Genomic DNA, 15,602 nt, shown 5'->3' on the forward strand with positions numbered 1-15,602 from the left:
GGCTCAGCCCGGGTCCGGTCAGGCCAGCTCGCGCACGACCCGGGCCGGGTTGCCGACCGCGAGCACGTTCGCCGGCAGGTCCTTGGTGACGACGGCGCCCGCGCCCACCACCGTGTTCGCGCCGATCGTCACCCCGGGGCACACGATCACGCCGCCGCCCAGCCACACATTGTCCCCGACGGTCACGGGCAGCGCCTTCTCCCAGCCGGCCCGCCGCCGCTCGGCATCCAACTCATGGGTGGGGGTGAGGAGTTGGACGTTCGGGCCGATCTGCACATCGGCACCGACGGTGATCCGGCCGGTGTCGAGGAAGACGGCGCCGAAGTTCACGAACGTACCGGCGCCGATGCTGATGTTGTAGCCGAAGTCGCACTGGAACGGCGCCCTGATGCGCACGGACCCGCCGACCGAACCCAGCAGCTCGGTGAGGATCTTGTGCCGGTCGGCGGACGGGGCCGTGGCGGCCGCGTTGTAGGCGGCGCACAACTCGACGCGGCGCTCGGTGTCGGCGCGGAGTTCGGGATCGTCGGGGATGTACCACTCGCCGGCCAGCATCAGCCGCTTGTTCTCACCCACGGGGTGTCCTCCCAGCTCGGTTGCCCGGAACCGGAACCGTACGGCATCCGCCGGGCGGACGGCCGGGATCGTTCCCGCGCTGTCCGGCAGGCCGTGCGCACGCCGGGAGACGACCGGTGACCGGCCCGCGGATCGGGTTCCCGGAAAAACATCGCCGCGCGTCCGTGTTCCGTGTCGATCCGGCCGGTCCCCGTTCGTATAGATGATGAAGGCCGCCCCGCCGGGGGCGCCACCGTCCGAGGAGAACGTGATGACGAACGTGCGGTACTACCTGCTCAGCGTGGTCCAGCCGGCCGAGGGGACGCCGCCCACGGTGGACGAGATGGCGCGGATCACGGCCAACCTCGACACCTTCCACCAGGAGCTGAAGGACGCCGGTGCCTGGGTCTTCGCCGGAGGCCTCGCCGCTCCCGGCACCGCCACGGTGCTCCGCGCGAAGGGCAGCGACGTGCTCACCACCGACGGGCCGTACATCGAGAGCAAGGAGTACCTCGGCGGGCTGTGCATCGTGAAGGCGCCCGACCTCGACGCGGCCCTGGAATGGGGCCGGAAGGCGCTGCACGCCACGACGCTGCCCATCGAGGTGCGGCCGTTCCACGGGCAGCCCCAAGAGTGATGGGTGCCGAGTCCGGCGGTCCGGGGGACGCCGCGATCGAGCGGATCTTCCGGGCGGAGTACGGCCGCGCGGTGGCCGTGCTGGTCCGGGCCCTCGGAGACATCGACCTCGCCGAGGAGGCGGTGCAGGACGCGTTCGCGACGGCGGTGGCCCGGTGGCCGAAGGACGGGCTGCCGCCGAGCCCGGCCGGCTGGATCATCACCACCGCCCGCAACCGCGCCGTGGACCGCCTGCGCCGGGAGGCGACCCGCGCGGACCGGCAGGCCGAGGCCGTGCGGCGGGCCGAGTCGTACGCCGCCGACGAACCCGCCGAGGAGGGCCCCGTGCGCGACGACCGGCTCCGCCTGATCTTCACGTGCTGTCACCCCTCGCTCGCCCCCGCCGCCCAAGTCGCCTTGACACTGCGGCTGTTGGGCGGGCTCAGTACGGCGGAGATCGCCCGCGCCTTCCTGGTGCCCGAACCGACGATGGCCCAGCGCCTGGTGCGGGCCAAGGGCAAGATCCGCGACGCCCGCATCCCGTATCGGATCCCGCACGAGGCGGACCTCCCGGACCGGCTCGCGGCGGTGCTGGCCGTCGTCTACCTGATCTTCAACGAGGGGTACGCGGCGAGCTCGGGCGAGCGGCTCGTACGGGACGACCTGTGCGCGGAGGCCGTGCGCCTGGGCCGGCTGCTCGTTGAGCTCATGCCCGACGAGCCGGAGGCCCTCGGGCTGCTCGCGCTGATGCTGCTCACCGAGTCCCGCCGGGCCGCCAGGTCCGGCCCGAACGGCGAACTCGTCCTCCTCGCCGACCAGGACCGCACCCGCTGGGACCATCAACTTGTCGCGAAGGGTCAGGAGTTGGTGCGCCGGTGCCTGCGCCGCAACCAGCCGGGCCCCTACCAGATCCTGGCCGCGATCAACGCCGTACACAGCGACGCTCCGACACCCCGGGCGACGGACTGGCACCAGATCCGGCGGCTGTACGACCAACTGCTCGCCCTCGCCCCGACACCCGTGGTGGCCCTCAACAGGGCCGTCGCGGTGGCCGAGACGGAGGGCCCCGCCGAAGCCCTAGCGCTGGTCGACGCCCTCGCCCTGGACTCCTACCACCTCTTCCACGCCACCCGCGCGGACCTGCTGCGCCGCCTGGGCCGCGGCGAGGAGGCGGCGAAGGCGTACGAGAAGGCGCTCGACCGCACGGGCAACGCGGCGGAACGGGCGTTCCTGGAGCGGAGGTTGGCGGAACCGGAGCCGGGTGAGGGGTGGCCTTGAGCCGTGCGCGGCGAGTGGCTGCCGGTGAGGGGCCCGTCCCGCCGGAAGTCCGCCCGCCCGGGAAGGTGGCCGCCGCCCGGGTCACATTCACCCGGCACGCGGTGTCAGAGCAGCAGATCCACCCGACCGGGCGGAACGCGGCGGGGGCCGGGCTCCCGCACCGGACAAGCTGGAGCAGCCATGACATCGACGTCCCCCATCCTCGTCACCGGCGGCACGGGCACGCTGGGCGGCCACGTCCTCCCTCTGCTGCGCGCGGCGGGCCGCGACGTGCGGGTCCTCACCCGACAGGAGCGCCCGTCCGCGGCCGGCATCGAGTACGTGACCGCCGACCTGCTCAAGGACGAGGGCATCGGCGCGGCGCTCGACGGGGCCGAGACGGTCCTGCACCTCGCGGGCGGCGCCAAGGGCGACGACGAGGCGACCCGCAACCTCGTGCGCGCGGCCAAGCGGGCCGGGGTGCGGTACCTGGTCTACATCTCCGTCATCGGCACGGACACGATGCCGCTGGCCTACTTCAGGTCCAAGCTCGGCGCCGAGCGGGCCATCGCCGAATCGGGCATCCCGTACACCACGCTGCGCGCCGCCCAGTTCCACGACCTCACCCTGACCGTCGTGTCGAAGATGGCGAAGCTTCCGGTGGTGCCCTGCCCGGGCGGCCTCCGCTTCCAGCCGGTCGACTCGCGCGAAGTGGCAAGCAGACTGGTGGAGTTGACGCTGGGCGACCCGGCCGGACCGGTGCCCGACCTGACAGGACCGAAGGTGTACGCGATGGCCGACCTCGCGCGCGGCTACCTGGCGGCACGCGGCAGCCGCCGCCCGATGCTGCCGGTCCGCCTCCCGGGAAAGACGGGCCGCGCGTACCGGGCGGGCGAGAACCTGTCCCTGGACCGGGCGACGGTGGGCAGCCGCACCTGGGAGGCGTTCCTGACGGAGCGGGTCGGCCAGGACGGGGACCTGCCGGTCAGGCCGGCGCCTTGACCGCCCGGTCCGCCCCGACCGGCTCGCGCACGACGACGCGGCGGCGCCGGGCCGGCATCCCGAGCAGCGGGTTGGCGACGCCCCAGGCAGCGCCCTTGCAGACCAGCTCCTTGTAGAGCGCGGCGACCCGCCCCGTCAGAGCGGCCCGTACGGCGCGGTCGTCGGCGGTGACGTACTGGATCAGGCCCTCCTTGCGGCCCAGCGAGATGCACTGGTTGAAGTAGCGCAGCGGCACGTTCGGGAGCTTTCCGCCGGTCAGGCGCGCCGCGATGGCGTCGGCGGCCTGCCACGCCATGGGGGTGCCCGAGGCGCACGACATCCGCAGCGGCTTGTCGCCGGGCCCCATCGCCATGGCCGCGTCGCCGATGGCGTACACGTCCGGGTGCGAGAGTGACCGCATGGTCTCGTCGACCACGATCCGGCCGGTGTCCGTGACCTCCAGGGCGGTGGTTCGCGCGATCGGGTGGACGGCGAAGCCGGTGGTCCACACGGTGACCGCGGCCGGGATGAACGTGCCGTCGGCGGTGGCGACCTGGCCGTCCTCGACACCGGTGACGTCGACGTTCTCGTACGCGGTGATGCCGAGCCTGCCGAAGACGTCCCGCAGGTGCCGACGGCCCTTGGGCGAGAGCCAGTCGCCGAGGCCGCCGCGGGCGGCGAGGGCGACATCGAGGTCCGGGCGGGCCTCGGCGATCTCGGCCGCGGCCTCCAGTCCTGTGAGGCCGCCGCCGACCACGACCACGGACTGCCCGGCGTCCAGCCGGGCCAGGCGCTCGCGCAGCCGCAGCGCTCCGGTCCTGCTCGCGATCTGGTGGGCGTGCTCGGCGCTGCCGGGGACGCCCTGGTCGCTCCAGCCGCTGCCGAGGGCGTACACGAGGGTGTCGTACGCCAGCTCCTCGGCGCCGTCGCCGTCGCCGTCGCCGCCGGTGACGGCGACGGCGACGGTCCTGCGGTCGACATCGACCGCGGTGACCCGGGCGAGCTTCAGCTCGACGCCGGTGCCCGCGAACATTGCGGCGAAGGGCCGGGGCCTGAGGTCCTGGCCGACCGCGAGCTGGTGCAGCCGGACGCGCTCGACGAAGTCGGGCTCGGCGTTGACGAGGGTGATGGCGACGTCTTCGCGCCGCAGCCGCTTGGCGAGCCGCCCGGCCGCGATGGCTCCGCTGTATCCGGCTCCGAGGACGATGATGCGGTGCTGCATATCCCTGCTCCTGGCTCGCGCGGTTTCGCCCCTTGAACCGGGCAGCCCGCCTTTTCCTGACAGGAACGCGATGTGAACCAGGTCACATTCGCGTCAGAAGGCGTTGAACAGCGGCTCCCCGTGCTGGGCTGCCGCCCACCGCTCGGTGGCGCGTTCGAGCTTGTCGGGGTTGACCTGGTTGCGGACGGCGGCGATGCCCTCGGCGGTGACCTCCAGGCACATGACGCCGACGACCCGGCCGTCGACGACCGCCACGACGGCGGGGCCTTGGTTGGCCGTCGCGGCGTAGACCTCGGCCGAGCCGCCGATCAGGGCACGCTTGGCCTTGCCGGGCTTGAACAGGCCCCGCAGGAACGTCGCGACCGCGAGAGCCCCCTCGAACGCCTTCGCGCGGGCCGGTACCTTCCCGCCGCCGTCGCCGACCGAGATGGCGTCCTGGGTGAGCAGCCGTACGAGCGGCTCGGTCCGGCCGCTGGTGGCGGCCGCGAGGAACTCGTCCACGATCCGCCGTGCGGCGGCCTCGTCGATCTCGGTACGGGCCTTGCCCTCGGCGATGTGCTTCTTGGCCCGGTGGAAGATCTGCTGGCAGCCGGCCTCGCTGATGTCGAGGATCGCGGCGATCTCCCGGTGCGAGTACGCGAACGCCTCCCGCAGCACGTACACCGCCCGCTCATTGGGGGAGAGGCGCTCAAGTAGGGCGAGGACCGCGTACGAGACCGACTCGCGCTGCTCGGCGGTGTCGGCGGGCCCGAGCATCGGGTCCCCTTCGAGCAACGGCTCGGGAAGCCACTGCCCCACATAGGTCTCGCGCCGCGCGCGGGCCGAGGTGAGCTGGTTGAGACACAGATTGGTGAGGACCTTCGTCAGCCAGGCCTCGGGCACCTCGATGCGCTCGACGTCACCGGCCTGCCACCGCAGAAACGTCTCCTGCACGGCGTCCTCGGCCTCACTCGCGGAGCCGAGCAGCCGGTAGGCGATGGCTTCCAGGCGCGGCCTGGAGGCCTCGAACAGGTCGACGTCCTTCATGGTCAGGGCCATGGCCGGGATCCTAGCGCTCGCGTCGTCCCCGCCCCCGTCTCCGTTCCTGGCCCGCGTCAGCCGCTCGGTTCGATCCCCCACGCCACCGCCCGCGCCGCGGCCGCCGCGCGGTTGGGGAGGTCGAGCTTGGCCAGGATGTGTTCGATGTGGGTGCCCACCGTGCGCGGTGTGACGTACAGGCGCTCGGCTATCTCCCGGTTGGTGCGGCCGGTGGTCAGTTCGGCCAGCACCTGGAGTTCCCTGGGTGAGAGCCCGCCGGGCGGCCCCGGCTCCTCGCGGACGGCGACCGCCGCCGCGAGGGACTCCGTGAGCAGGGTGACCACCGCGCGGGCCGGATCGGGGGTGCGCCGGGGGCGGCGGGTGCTGACGTTCAGCATGCCGACGTACCGGCCGTCCGCGCCGAACAGGCACTGGGCCACGCCGTCCTCGATGCCCAGGGGGGACAGGACGTCCTGGAAACCCGGCGATGCCGCCAGGAGCCGCGGGGGCACGTCCCCGAGCCAGAGACCGCCCTGGGCCGGGGTGCGGAGCACGGGGAACACCGGGTCGTGATGGAGGCGGGTCTCGATGTAGGCCGTGGCGTCCTTTGGGTAGCTCCCCGCCAGGGTGGTGTGGCGCCGGCGCAGCGGATCCCACCGGGTCAGGGAGGCGTGGTCGTACTCAAGGACCTGCGACAGCGCCGCCAGGACCGTGTCGACGCCGGCCGCGCCGCTCGTGGCGTTCCGTGCGGCCTCCCTGACGTGGACGGCCGCGTCCAGGATGTCCGCCGTGCTCCGGTGCGCTGTCATCCGCCAAGGATGATCATGAGACCGGAATGCGTCAATCGCGCAGTGTGTCATGCACGACTCGGCCGTCCATGACGGTGAGCACGACGGGCATCGACGGGATGTCGTGCGGGTCGGCGGCGAGCAGGTCCCCGTCGAGCACACAGAGGTCGGCGACCTTGCCCGGCTCAAGCGAGCCCTTCCAGTCGTCGGCGAAGTCCTGCCAGGCCGCCTCGATCGTGTACGTACGGAGCGCCTCGGCCAGGCCGATGCGCTGCTCGGGGCCGCTGACCCGGCGGCCGGCCTTCGACTCGCGCAGCACCATGGTGGCGACGCCCTGGCGCCAGTCCGGGTGCGTGACGGGGGCGTCCGACCCGCTCGCGACCCGTACGCCCGCGTCGATGGCATCGCGGTAGGGCCAGGCGTACGCGGCTCGTCCGGCCCCGACGAACTCCTCCTCCATGTCGGCGACGGTCCACTTGATGGTGGGGTTCATGTTGACGCCGAAGCCGTGCGCGGCCAGCACCTTCATGCTGTGCGCGGTGAGGAAGTCGCCGTGGATGACGTAGTGGCGGGCGTCGGGCCGCGGGTGTTCGGCCAGGGCCGCGGCGAAGGCGTCCGCGACGGTGTCGCAGGCCCGGTCGCCCGTGACGTGGACGCCCAGCTGGTGCCCGGCGGCGTGCGCGTGCCGGATCATGGCCTCGATCTCGGTGATCCGCTCCGCGTCGTTCCCGCCGCCGACGCACAGCGAGCCGCAGCCGCCGCCGACGTACGGCTCGTGCATCCACGCGGTCTTGTTGGGGACGATCCCGTCGGCGAAGATCTTGACCCCGTGGATCGCGAGGCGGCGCGGATCGGCGTCGCCGCACGCGCCGAGCCCGGTGAGCGTACGGGCGAACTCTTCGGCGGTGCTCGCCATTCCGGTGGGCAGGAGCAACACGCCCACGCGGGCGGTCAGTTCGCCGTCCGCGAGCAGGCGGCGGTAGACGTCGAGGGTCTCCGCGCCGAGGGCGCCCCGCATGATCCCGTCGCCGCCGGGGCCGAGGCCGGGCTCGGTGTAGCTGGTCACGCCGAGGCGGGCGAGCGTGGTCAGCGCCGACCTGGCCGCGTCGGTCCGCTCCTGCCGGCTGAGCGGCGGCAGCGCGTTCTGGACGAGGGCCTGGGCGCCTTCGTGGAGGAGCCCGGTCGGCTCTCCGGCCGCGTCCGCGACGATGGATCCGCCGGGCGGCGCGACGGTGTGCCGGTCGATCCCCATGAGCCGGAGCGCCTTGGAGTTGACCCAAGTGGCGTGCCCGGAGAAGGAGTACAGGACGACGGGGTGGTCCGCGCTCACCGCGTCGAGGTCGCGCCGCGAGGGCAGCCGCGACGGATCGGACACGCACTCGTCGAGGTAGCCGGGGTCCCAGCCGTGCCCGGTGATCCACTGCCCGTCGGGCGCCCGCCGGACGGCGTCCGCCACCGCAGCGGCCACGTCGGCCAGCGACGAAACGGCGGGGTGGCCGACGTCGAGGGAGAGCGGCGGCGTAGCCATGCCGAAGGCGCATCCGTGCAGATGGGAATCGTTGATCCCGGGCAGCAGCGTCGCCCCTCGCAGGTCGACGACGCGGGTGCCGGGCCCGACGAGCGGCGTGACGTCGTCCCGCCCGCCGACGGCCGTGATGACCCCGCCGGTCACCGCCAGCGCCGAGGCGACGGAGAACTCCGCGTCGACCGTGACCACTTGCCCGCCGACGAACACCAGATCCGCATACGCGTCCACAGAGGATCCCTTCCAGAACCGGGCGCCCCCATGGCGACCCGCGAACGATCTCCGTGGACTATGGCCGCGCCGCCACCCGCCGCACATCGGTCATTCCACCGATACGCGAGCCCCGGGTGTCCTCGGGGCTACGCCTTGGCCGGGCGCAGGACGCAGAACTCGTGCCCCTCCGGCGTCGACATGCACTTCCAGGAGACGTCGCCCTGGCCGAGGTCGAGGTCGGTGGCGCCGAGCGCCCGCAGCCGGGCCACCTCCGCCTCCTGATCGTCGCCGGGGTACGGCAGCAGGTCGAGATGGACGCGGTCCGCCGCGGTGTGCACGTCGGAGGTGCGGAGGAACTCCAGATACGGGCCGACACCCTTGGCGGAGCGCAGCGCCGCTTGTTCGTCGGTCACCTTGTGCAGGGTCCAGTCGATCGCCTCGTCCCAGAACCGGGCCATGGCCCGCGGATCCGCGCAGTCGACCACCACCGCGGCGATCGGCCCGGTGTCCCGGTAGATCTCCCGGGGCTCAAGCACGCAGAATTCGTTGCCCTCCGGGTCGGCGAGGACCGTCCACGGTACGTCGCCCTGGCCCACGTCGGCGGGCGTCGCACCCAGCGCCTTCAGGCGCGTGACCAGCTCCGTCTGATGGGCCGCGGACGTGGTGGCCAGATCGAGGTGGACACGGTTCTTCGTCGCCGTCTTGGGCTCCGGGACGGTCACGACGTCGATGCAGACGGCGACCGGGTCCGGCCAGACGAAGCCGCCGGTGGGTTCGACGTTGGTCACGCCGGGGGCCTCGCTGGAAACACCCCAGCCGAGCGCTTGTGCCCAGAATCGGCCGACCGCCGAGTCATCGAGAGCCTTGATGTTCACCTGAACAGGTCGCAGTGCCATGCCGGTGACCCTATGCACTCGGCAACGAGATCCGTAGGCTCGTCGCTGGAGAGTCTTTGCATAAAACTGCATTGCTGCGTATAGTCATGCCATCACCGAGGAGGAACGATGGCGGCGGTACGTGCGGCAGTGGCAGGGGCCAGTGGGTATGCGGGCGGGGAGCTCCTGCGCCTGCTGCTCGGGCACCCCGGGGTCGAGATCGGGGCGCTGACCGCGAACTCCAACGCCGGGCAGCTGCTCGGTTCGCTTCAGCCGCACCTCGTTCCGCTGGCCGGGCGCACGCTTGAGCCGACCACCGCCGAGGTGCTCGCCGGGCACGACGTCGTCTTTCTGGCGCTGCCGCACGGCCAGTCGGCGGCGGTGGCCGAGCAGCTGGGGCCGGACGTCCTCGTCGTCGACATGGGGGCCGACTTCCGGCTCCGGGACGCCGCCGACTGGGAGAAGTTCTACGGTTCGGCGCACGCCGGGTGCTGGCCGTACGGGCTGCCCGAACTGCCGGGCGCACGGGACGCGTTGGGGTCGACGCGGCGGATCGCCGTGCCGGGCTGCTACCCGACGGCCGTCTCCCTCGCGCTGTTCCCGGCGTACCAGGGCGGGCTCGTGGAGAGCGACGCCGTGATCGTCGCCGCCACCGGCACCTCCGGCGCGGGCAAGGCGCTCAAGCCGCACCTGCTCGGCAGCGAGGTCATGGGCTCGATGTCCCCGTACGGCGTGGGCGGCGGGCACCGGCACACCCCCGAGATGATCCAGAACCTCAGCGCCGTGGCGGGCGAGGACGTCACCGTGTCCTTCACGCCCACCCTCGCGCCGATGTCCCGCGGCATCCTCGCCACCTGTTCCGCGAAGGCGAAGGACGGCGTCACCGCCGAGAGCGTACGGGCCGCGTACGAGAAGGCCTTCGCCCACGAGCCGTTCGTGCACCTGCTCCCCGCCGGGCAGTGGCCGGCCACCGCTTCGGTGTACGGGTCCAACTCCGTTCAGGTGCAGGTGGCCCACGACGAGAGCGCGGGGCGCGTCATCGCCGTCAGCGCCATCGACAACCTCGCGAAGGGCACCGCCGGCGGCGCGGTGCAGAGCATGAACATCGCCCTCGGACTCGACGAGTCCACCGGCCTTTCCACGATTGGAGTTGCGCCGTGAGCGTGACCGCAGCGCAGGGATTCACGGCGGCGGGCATCGCCGCCGGGATCAAGCAGAACGGCAACCCGGACCTGGCCCTCGTGGTCAACACCGGGCCCCGCCGCGCGGCCGCGGGCGTCTTCACCTCCAACCGCGTCAAGGCCGCCCCGGTCCTGTGGTCCGAGCAGGTCCTCAAGGGCGGCGAGGTGAGCGCCGTCGTCCTCAACTCCGGTGGCGCCAACGCCTGTACGGGCCCCAAGGGCTTCCAGGACACCCACGCCACGGCCGAGAAGGTCGCCGAGGTGCTCGAAGGACACAGTGCGGGCGAGGTCGCCGTCGCGTCCACCGGGCTCATCGGCGTGCTGCTCCCGATGGACAAGCTCCTGCCCGGCATCGAGCAGGCGGCGGCCGAACTCTCCCCGCACGGCGGTGAGAAGGCCGCCATCGCCATCAAGACCACCGACACCGTGCACAAGACCAGCGTGGTCACCAAGGACGGCTGGACCGTCGGCGGCATGGCCAAGGGTGCGGGCATGCTCGCCCCCGGGCTCGCCACCATGCTGGTCGTGCTCACCACCGACGCCGACCTCGACGCCGCCACGCTCGACAAGGCGCTGCGCGACGCCACGCGCCAGACCTTCGACCGGGTCGACTCCGACGGCTGCATGTCCACCAACGACACCGTGCTGCTCCTCGCCTCCGGCGCTTGTGAACTCGTCCCGGAATACGGGGAGTTCGCCGAGGCCGTGCGGGCCGTCTGCGACGATCTCGCGCGGCAGCTCATCGGGGACGCCGAGGGCGCGTCGAAGGACATCCGCATCGAGGTCATCAACGCCGCGAGCGAGGACGACGCCGTTGAGGTCGGGCGGTCCATCGCGCGGAACAACCTGCTCAAGTGCGCGATCCACGGCGAGGACCCCAACTGGGGCCGGGTGCTCTCCGCCATCGGCACGACGAAGGCGGCCTTCGATCCCGACCGGCTGAACGTCGCCATCAACGGCGTCTGGGTCTGCAAGAACGGCTCGGTCGGCGAGGACCGCGACCTCGTCGACATGCGCTACCGGGAGGTGCAGATCACCGCCGACCTCGCGGCCGGCAGCAGCGAGCCCGTCGTCATCTGGGCCAACGACCTCACCGCCGACTACGTCCACGAGAACAGCGCGTACAGCTCATGAGCGCCCACCCGTCTCCCACCACCACCCTTCCAAGGAATGGGCTGCGCCCATGAGTACCCGTAAACACACCGCACTGCCCAAGGCGCAGACCCTCATCGAGGCGCTGCCCTGGCTGACCCGGCACCACGGCAAGACCGTCGTCATCAAGTTCGGCGGCAACGCCATGGTCGACGAGGAGCTGAAGGCCGCCTTCGCCCAGGACGTCGTGTTCCTGCGGCAGTCCGGCCTCAAGCCCGTCGTCGTGCACGGCGGCGGACCGCAGATCAGCGCCCAGCTCGACAAGCAGGGCCTGGTCAGCGAGTTCAAGGCAGGCCTCAGGGTCACCACGCCCGAGGCCATGGACGTGGTCCGGATGGTGCTCGCCGGGCAGGTGCAGCGCGAGCTCGTCGGGCTGCTCAACCAGCACGGGCCGCTCGCCGTCGGCATGACCGGCGAGGATGCCCACACCATCACCGCCACCCAGCACCGCCCCGAGATCGACGGCGAGCTGGTCGACATCGGCCGGGTCGGCCAGATCACCGCGATCGACCCGGGCGCCATCCAGGCGCTCCTGGACGACGGCCGGATCCCGGTCATCTCCTCGATCGCCCGCTCCCAGGACGACGGACATGTCTACAACGTCAATGCTGATACGGCGGCTGCGGCACTCGCTGCGGCGCTGGGCGCCGAGACCCTGATGGTCCTGACCGACGTCGAAGGCCTCTACGAGGACTGGCCCAACAGCGACGACGTCATCAGCAAACTGACTGCCAGTCAGCTGGAGAAGCTGCTTCCCGAGCTCTCCAGCGGCATGGTCCCCAAGATGGAGGGCTGTCTGTTCGCGGTGCGCAACGGGGTCAACACCGCGCGCGTGATCGACGGACGGGTCCAGCACTCGATCCTGCTTGAGATCTTCACCGACGAGGGCATCGGCACGATGGTCGTGCCCGACGGACCACACGTGACGGACGGACGAGGGGGAGCGCGGTGACCAACCAGGAGCTCGCACAGCGGTGGCGGCACGTCATGACGGACAACTACGGCACCCCGAAGCTCTCGCTCGTACGCGGCGCGGGCGCGACGGTCTGGGACGCGGACGGCACCGCGTACGCCGACTTCGTGGGCGGCATCGCGGTCAACGCTCTCGGCCACGCCCACCCGGCCGTCGTGCAGGCCGTGACCCAGCAGATCGGCTCGCTCGGCCACGTCTCGAACCTGTTCGTCGCGGAGCCGCCGGTGGCGCTCGCCGAACGCCTCCTCCAGCTCTTCGACCGGCCCGGACGCGTTTACTTCTGCAACTCCGGCGCCGAGGCCAACGAGGCGGCTTTCAAGATCGGCAGGCTCACCGGGCGCACCCACATGGTCGCCACCGACGGTGGCTTCCACGGCCGCACGATGGGCGCGCTCGCCCTCACCGGCCAGGAGGGCAAGCGGACGCCGTTCCTGCCGCTGCCCGGCGATGTCACGCACGTACCGTTCGGCGACGTCGAGGCGCTGCGGGCGGCCGTCACCGAAGAGACCGCCTTCGTCATCATCGAACCCATCCAGGGCGAGATCGGCGTGGTCGTCCCGCCGGCCGGTTACCTCAAGGCCGCCCGGGAGATCACCCGCGCCACCGGAACGCTGCTCGTCCTGGACGAGGTGCAGACCGGCATCGGGCGGACCGGCACCTGGTTCGAGCACCAGCGGCACGAGGGCGTCGACCCGGACATCGTGACGCTGGCCAAGGGCCTCGGCGGCGGTCTCCCGATCGGCGCGACGGTCGCCTTCGGCGCCGCGGCCGAGCTGCTCAAGCCCGGCATGCACGGCACCACCTTCGGCGGGAACCCCATCGCCTGCGCCGCCGGACTCGCCGTCATCGACACGCTGTCCGCCGACGGAGCGCTCGACCAGGTCAAGCGGACCGGCGAGAAGCTGCGCGACGGAATCGAGGCGCTGGGGCACCCGTTGGTCGCCCGTGTCCGTGGTGCGGGGCTGCTGCTGGGTATCGTGCTCAACGAGCCCCTCGCGCCTCAGGTGCAGCTGGCGGCTCAGGATGCCGGCTTCCTGGTCAACGCGCCCGCCCCCGATGTCGTACGGCTCATGCCGCCGCTCATCATCGGTGACGCGGAGGTGGACGCGTTCCTCCAGGCCCTGCCCGGCGTTCTCGACACAGTCAACGGGGACGGACGATCCGGAGAATGAGACGACGATGACCGACGAGGCGCAGGACTTCGAGCCGGGCGGCCCCGCCGTACCGCAGACCCGCACCGCCCGCCACCGCCGGATCGTGGACATCCTCAACCGGCAGCCGGTGCGGTCCCAGAGCCAGCTCGCCAAGCTCCTCGCGGACGACGGGCTGAGCGTCACCCAGGCGACGCTCTCCCGCGACCTCGACGAGCTGGGCGCGGTGAAGATCCGCAACACCGGCGGCGAGCTGATCTACGCGGTGCCCAGCGAGGGCGGCTTCCGCACGCCGAAGGCGCCCCTTGGCGAGTCGGCGAAGGAGGAGCGGATGCGCAGGCTGTCCGCGGAACTCCTCATCTCCGCCGAGGCCTCCGCCAACCTGGTGGTCCTGCGCACGCCGCCCGGCGCCGCCCAGTTCCTCGCCTCGGCCATCGACCAGGCAGAACTGCACGACATCCTCGGCACGATCGCGGGCGACGACACGCTCATGCTGATCAGCCGCGACCCCTCGGGCGGCCAGGCGCTGGCCGACCATCTGCTGCGGCTCGCCCAGAACGACCACCGCTGACGGGAGCCGAGGGCTCTGGCCACCAACTCCCGCCTGTGGTAAGCGAGTTCAGTAGCGTGTGATCGCGGTCGGCCCGCTCGTCGTGCCGATCGCGATGTGCGGGCGCCGCAGCGGATGCACCCACATCAGCACCCGGGTCATCGCCTCGGCGGACACCGACACACAACCGGCCGTCGCGCCGCGCCCGTTGACGTGCAGGAAGATCCCGGCGCCCCGGCCGCGCACCGGCCGCCGGTAGTTGAAGCCGATGACGAGCGCCCGGGCGTACTGGCTCGCGTACGCGGTCAGATGCTCCGACTCGCTCGCCCGGCAGTCCCGGGGCAGGCCCTCCACCCAGCGGTTGTACCTGCGGGACTCGTTGTCCTGGCACCACCAGGACCCGTCCGTCGCGCGCCGGTAGGGATAGTGGGTGCCGTGCGGCGCGGGCGCGACCCCGAAGGCGTACGGCAGCGTGAACAGGCCGGTCGGCGTGGTGTCGGTGCCCTGGACGCGCGAGTCGCCCTCGACCAGGCCCTTCGCGCCGAACCTGGCGGGCGCCGAGCCCGCCGCCACCCAGCGCCCGGCCCGCCGGTCCCACCAGGTGAGCGTGCCCGTGGTGGCCCCGAGGGAGGGTGCCTCCGCGGTGATCAGCTGACTGCCGCCACCGGTGTACGCCATCCGCTCCGGCAGCGGCCCCGGGTGCGCGGGCACGGCGAGCGGGACGAGCAGGGACGCCAGGAGCAGAGCAGCGATGCGCATGTTCCGGACCGTATGCTCAGCCGCCGCGCCCGGCCGCCCGAACCGGCGCGGGTTGCTCCGTCCGCGCGACCCGCGCGAGGGTCAGGCCACGCGCTTGGGCAGCGGAAGCGGCAGCCCCGGCAGGCCGTCGATGCTGGTCGCGATGTGGTCCTTCTTCTCGAAGTACGCGCTCAGGCTGTCGTCGTCCTCGCGCGCGAACCGCCTGGCGTGCAGGTCGCGGTCCTCGTCGTACGACATGAACGGCACCGCGTATCCGCAGGTGTCGCGGACGAGGTCGGCGGTGACCACCACGATGGCGCGCAGGCCGTGCTGGGCCGGTTCGATGGCGGGGAAGTGGCCGAGCAGGTCCTCGAAACGCGGGTCGTCGCGGAAGACGGGCTCGCCCCTGCCGTGCACCCGCACGATGTTCGGCGGCCCCTGGAAGGCGCACCACATCAGCGTGATCCGGCCGTTCTCGCGCAGGTGGGCGATGGTCTCGGCGTTGGAGCCGGCGAAGTCGAGGTAGGCCACGGTCTGCTCGTCGAGCACCGCGAACGATCCCGTCAGGCCCTTGGGGGAGAGGTTGATGGTCCCCTCGCCGTCGAGCGGGGCGGTGGCGGTGAAGAAGATGTGCTGCTCTTCGATGAAGGTCCTGAGGCGTCCGTCTATGCGGTCGTAGGTCTTTCCCATGGGCCGGATTATCCGCTGCCCCGGGCGGTGGCGGCAGACGGGGGTAAGCGATGGGACGCGGGCGGGGGCCAGGCGCCGGACATCGGCTCATTGACAGAACATACGGAGCATTGCATAGT

At 72.0% G+C, this 15,602-nt stretch carries 16 protein-coding genes; 8 read left to right on the top strand and 8 right to left on the bottom strand.

The window, feature by feature from the left end:
* Positions 1-18: 18 nt before the first annotated feature.
* Positions 19-576: a sugar O-acetyltransferase gene (locus ADK54_RS01220; protein ID WP_053723571.1), complete on the bottom strand. Its 558-nt coding sequence runs from the start codon at positions 574-576 to the stop codon at positions 19-21.
* A 259-nt stretch (positions 577-835) separates the two neighbouring features.
* Between ADK54_RS01220 and ADK54_RS01225 the strand changes: the two genes are divergently transcribed.
* The 3 genes from ADK54_RS01225 (at position 836) to ADK54_RS01235 (ending at position 3,429) form a co-directional block, all read left to right on the top strand.
* A complete protein-coding gene (locus ADK54_RS01225; RefSeq protein ID WP_107090439.1) occupies positions 836-1,192 on the top strand; it encodes a YciI family protein in 357 nt (118 codons plus the stop codon).
* Positions 1,192-2,448: an RNA polymerase sigma factor gene (locus ADK54_RS01230; protein ID WP_053723573.1), complete on the top strand. Its 1,257-nt coding sequence runs from the start codon at positions 1,192-1,194 to the stop codon at positions 2,446-2,448. Before ADK54_RS01225 ends, ADK54_RS01230 begins: the two co-directional genes overlap by 1 nt.
* A gap of 180 nt (positions 2,449-2,628) precedes the next feature.
* The gene (locus ADK54_RS01235; RefSeq protein WP_053723574.1) at positions 2,629-3,429 is read left to right on the top strand and encodes an SDR family oxidoreductase; all 801 of its coding nucleotides are present in this window, start codon (positions 2,629-2,631) and stop codon (positions 3,427-3,429) included.
* Here the strand turns inward: ADK54_RS01235 and ADK54_RS01240 are convergent.
* From ADK54_RS01240 to ADK54_RS01260, 5 genes are all read right to left on the bottom strand, one after another.
* Positions 3,413-4,630 (bottom strand): NAD(P)/FAD-dependent oxidoreductase, encoded by a 1,218-nt coding sequence (locus ADK54_RS01240; RefSeq protein WP_053723575.1) that lies wholly within the window; start codon positions 4,628-4,630, stop codon positions 3,413-3,415. The two genes, ADK54_RS01235 and ADK54_RS01240, sit on opposite strands and share 17 nt — an antisense overlap.
* Before the next feature lie 93 nt (positions 4,631-4,723).
* Positions 4,724-5,668: an RNA polymerase sigma factor SigJ gene (gene sigJ / locus ADK54_RS01245; protein WP_053723576.1), complete on the bottom strand. Its 945-nt coding sequence runs from the start codon at positions 5,666-5,668 to the stop codon at positions 4,724-4,726.
* 56 nt (positions 5,669-5,724) lie between these two features.
* Entirely contained in the window at positions 5,725-6,456 is a 732-nt protein-coding gene (locus ADK54_RS01250; RefSeq protein ID WP_053723577.1) for a helix-turn-helix transcriptional regulator, read from the bottom strand.
* A gap of 31 nt (positions 6,457-6,487) precedes the next feature.
* Positions 6,488-8,191, bottom strand: coding sequence for an amidohydrolase (locus ADK54_RS01255; RefSeq protein ID WP_053723578.1), 1,704 nt, complete (start codon positions 8,189-8,191; stop codon positions 6,488-6,490).
* Positions 8,192-8,319: 128 nt separating this feature from the next.
* Positions 8,320-9,069 (bottom strand): VOC family protein, encoded by a 750-nt coding sequence (locus ADK54_RS01260; RefSeq protein WP_053723579.1) that lies wholly within the window; start codon positions 9,067-9,069, stop codon positions 8,320-8,322.
* 108 nt (positions 9,070-9,177) lie between these two features.
* Here ADK54_RS01260 and argC point away from each other — a divergent pair, with 108 nt between their 5' ends.
* Genes argC through ADK54_RS01285 form a run of 5 tightly spaced genes read left to right on the top strand, consistent with a single transcriptional unit; the run spans position 9,178 to position 14,076 of the window.
* Positions 9,178-10,209: an N-acetyl-gamma-glutamyl-phosphate reductase gene (gene argC / locus ADK54_RS01265; protein ID WP_053723580.1), complete on the top strand. Its 1,032-nt coding sequence runs from the start codon at positions 9,178-9,180 to the stop codon at positions 10,207-10,209.
* Positions 10,206-11,363 (top strand): bifunctional glutamate N-acetyltransferase/amino-acid acetyltransferase ArgJ, encoded by a 1,158-nt coding sequence (gene argJ, locus ADK54_RS01270; protein ID WP_053723581.1) that lies wholly within the window; start codon positions 10,206-10,208, stop codon positions 11,361-11,363. The genes argC and argJ overlap by 4 nt, the downstream gene beginning before the upstream one ends.
* 49 nt (positions 11,364-11,412) lie before the next feature.
* On the top strand, positions 11,413-12,333 hold the full coding sequence (argB, locus tag ADK54_RS01275) for an acetylglutamate kinase (protein WP_053723582.1): 921 nt from the start codon (positions 11,413-11,415) through the stop codon (positions 12,331-12,333).
* 35 nt (positions 12,334-12,368) lie between these two features.
* Positions 12,369-13,526 (top strand): acetylornithine transaminase, encoded by a 1,158-nt coding sequence (locus ADK54_RS01280; RefSeq protein ID WP_234391874.1) that lies wholly within the window; start codon positions 12,369-12,371, stop codon positions 13,524-13,526.
* A gap of 7 nt (positions 13,527-13,533) precedes the next feature.
* On the top strand, positions 13,534-14,076 hold the full coding sequence (locus ADK54_RS01285) for an arginine repressor (protein ID WP_053723584.1): 543 nt from the start codon (positions 13,534-13,536) through the stop codon (positions 14,074-14,076).
* A 48-nt stretch (positions 14,077-14,124) separates the two neighbouring features.
* Here ADK54_RS01285 and ADK54_RS01290 read toward each other — a convergent pair whose 3' ends face one another.
* Both ADK54_RS01290 and ADK54_RS01295 read right to left on the bottom strand, forming a co-directional pair.
* Positions 14,125-14,814, bottom strand: coding sequence for a L,D-transpeptidase family protein (locus ADK54_RS01290; protein ID WP_053723585.1), 690 nt, complete (start codon positions 14,812-14,814; stop codon positions 14,125-14,127).
* Between the two features lie 81 nt (positions 14,815-14,895).
* On the bottom strand, positions 14,896-15,483 hold the full coding sequence (locus tag ADK54_RS01295; RefSeq protein ID WP_053723586.1) for a pyridoxamine 5'-phosphate oxidase family protein: 588 nt from the start codon (positions 15,481-15,483) through the stop codon (positions 14,896-14,898).
* Positions 15,484-15,602: the final 119 nt, after the last annotated feature.

Source organism: Streptomyces sp. WM6378 (assembly GCF_001279695.1).
Taxonomy (GTDB): domain Bacteria; phylum Actinomycetota; class Actinomycetes; order Streptomycetales; family Streptomycetaceae; genus Streptomyces.

Bases quoted from the DNA above. Each gene is read 5' to 3' on its own strand.
- ADK54_RS01290 (WP_053723585.1), bottom strand. From the start codon at position 14,814: ATGCGCATCGCTGCTCTGCTCCTGGCGTCCCTGCTCGTCCCGCTCGCC.
- sigJ (WP_053723576.1), bottom strand. From the start codon at position 5,668: ATGGCCCTGACCATGAAGGACGTCGACCTGTTCGAGGCCTCCAGGCCG.
- ADK54_RS01240 (WP_053723575.1), bottom strand. From the start codon at position 4,630: ATGCAGCACCGCATCATCGTCCTCGGAGCCGGATACAGCGGAGCCATC.
- ADK54_RS01260 (WP_053723579.1), bottom strand. From the start codon at position 9,069: ATGGCACTGCGACCTGTTCAGGTGAACATCAAGGCTCTCGATGACTCG.
- ADK54_RS01280 (WP_234391874.1), top strand. From the start codon at position 12,369: ATGACGGACAACTACGGCACCCCGAAGCTCTCGCTCGTACGCGGCGCG.
- ADK54_RS01230 (WP_053723573.1), top strand. From the start codon at position 1,192: ATGGGTGCCGAGTCCGGCGGTCCGGGGGACGCCGCGATCGAGCGGATC.
- ADK54_RS01285 (WP_053723584.1), top strand. From the start codon at position 13,534: ATGACCGACGAGGCGCAGGACTTCGAGCCGGGCGGCCCCGCCGTACCG.
- ADK54_RS01295 (WP_053723586.1), bottom strand. From the start codon at position 15,483: ATGGGAAAGACCTACGACCGCATAGACGGACGCCTCAGGACCTTCATC.
- ADK54_RS01250 (WP_053723577.1), bottom strand. From the start codon at position 6,456: ATGACAGCGCACCGGAGCACGGCGGACATCCTGGACGCGGCCGTCCAC.
- ADK54_RS01235 (WP_053723574.1), top strand. From the start codon at position 2,629: ATGACATCGACGTCCCCCATCCTCGTCACCGGCGGCACGGGCACGCTG.
- argB (WP_053723582.1), top strand. From the start codon at position 11,413: ATGAGTACCCGTAAACACACCGCACTGCCCAAGGCGCAGACCCTCATC.
- argC (WP_053723580.1), top strand. From the start codon at position 9,178: ATGGCGGCGGTACGTGCGGCAGTGGCAGGGGCCAGTGGGTATGCGGGC.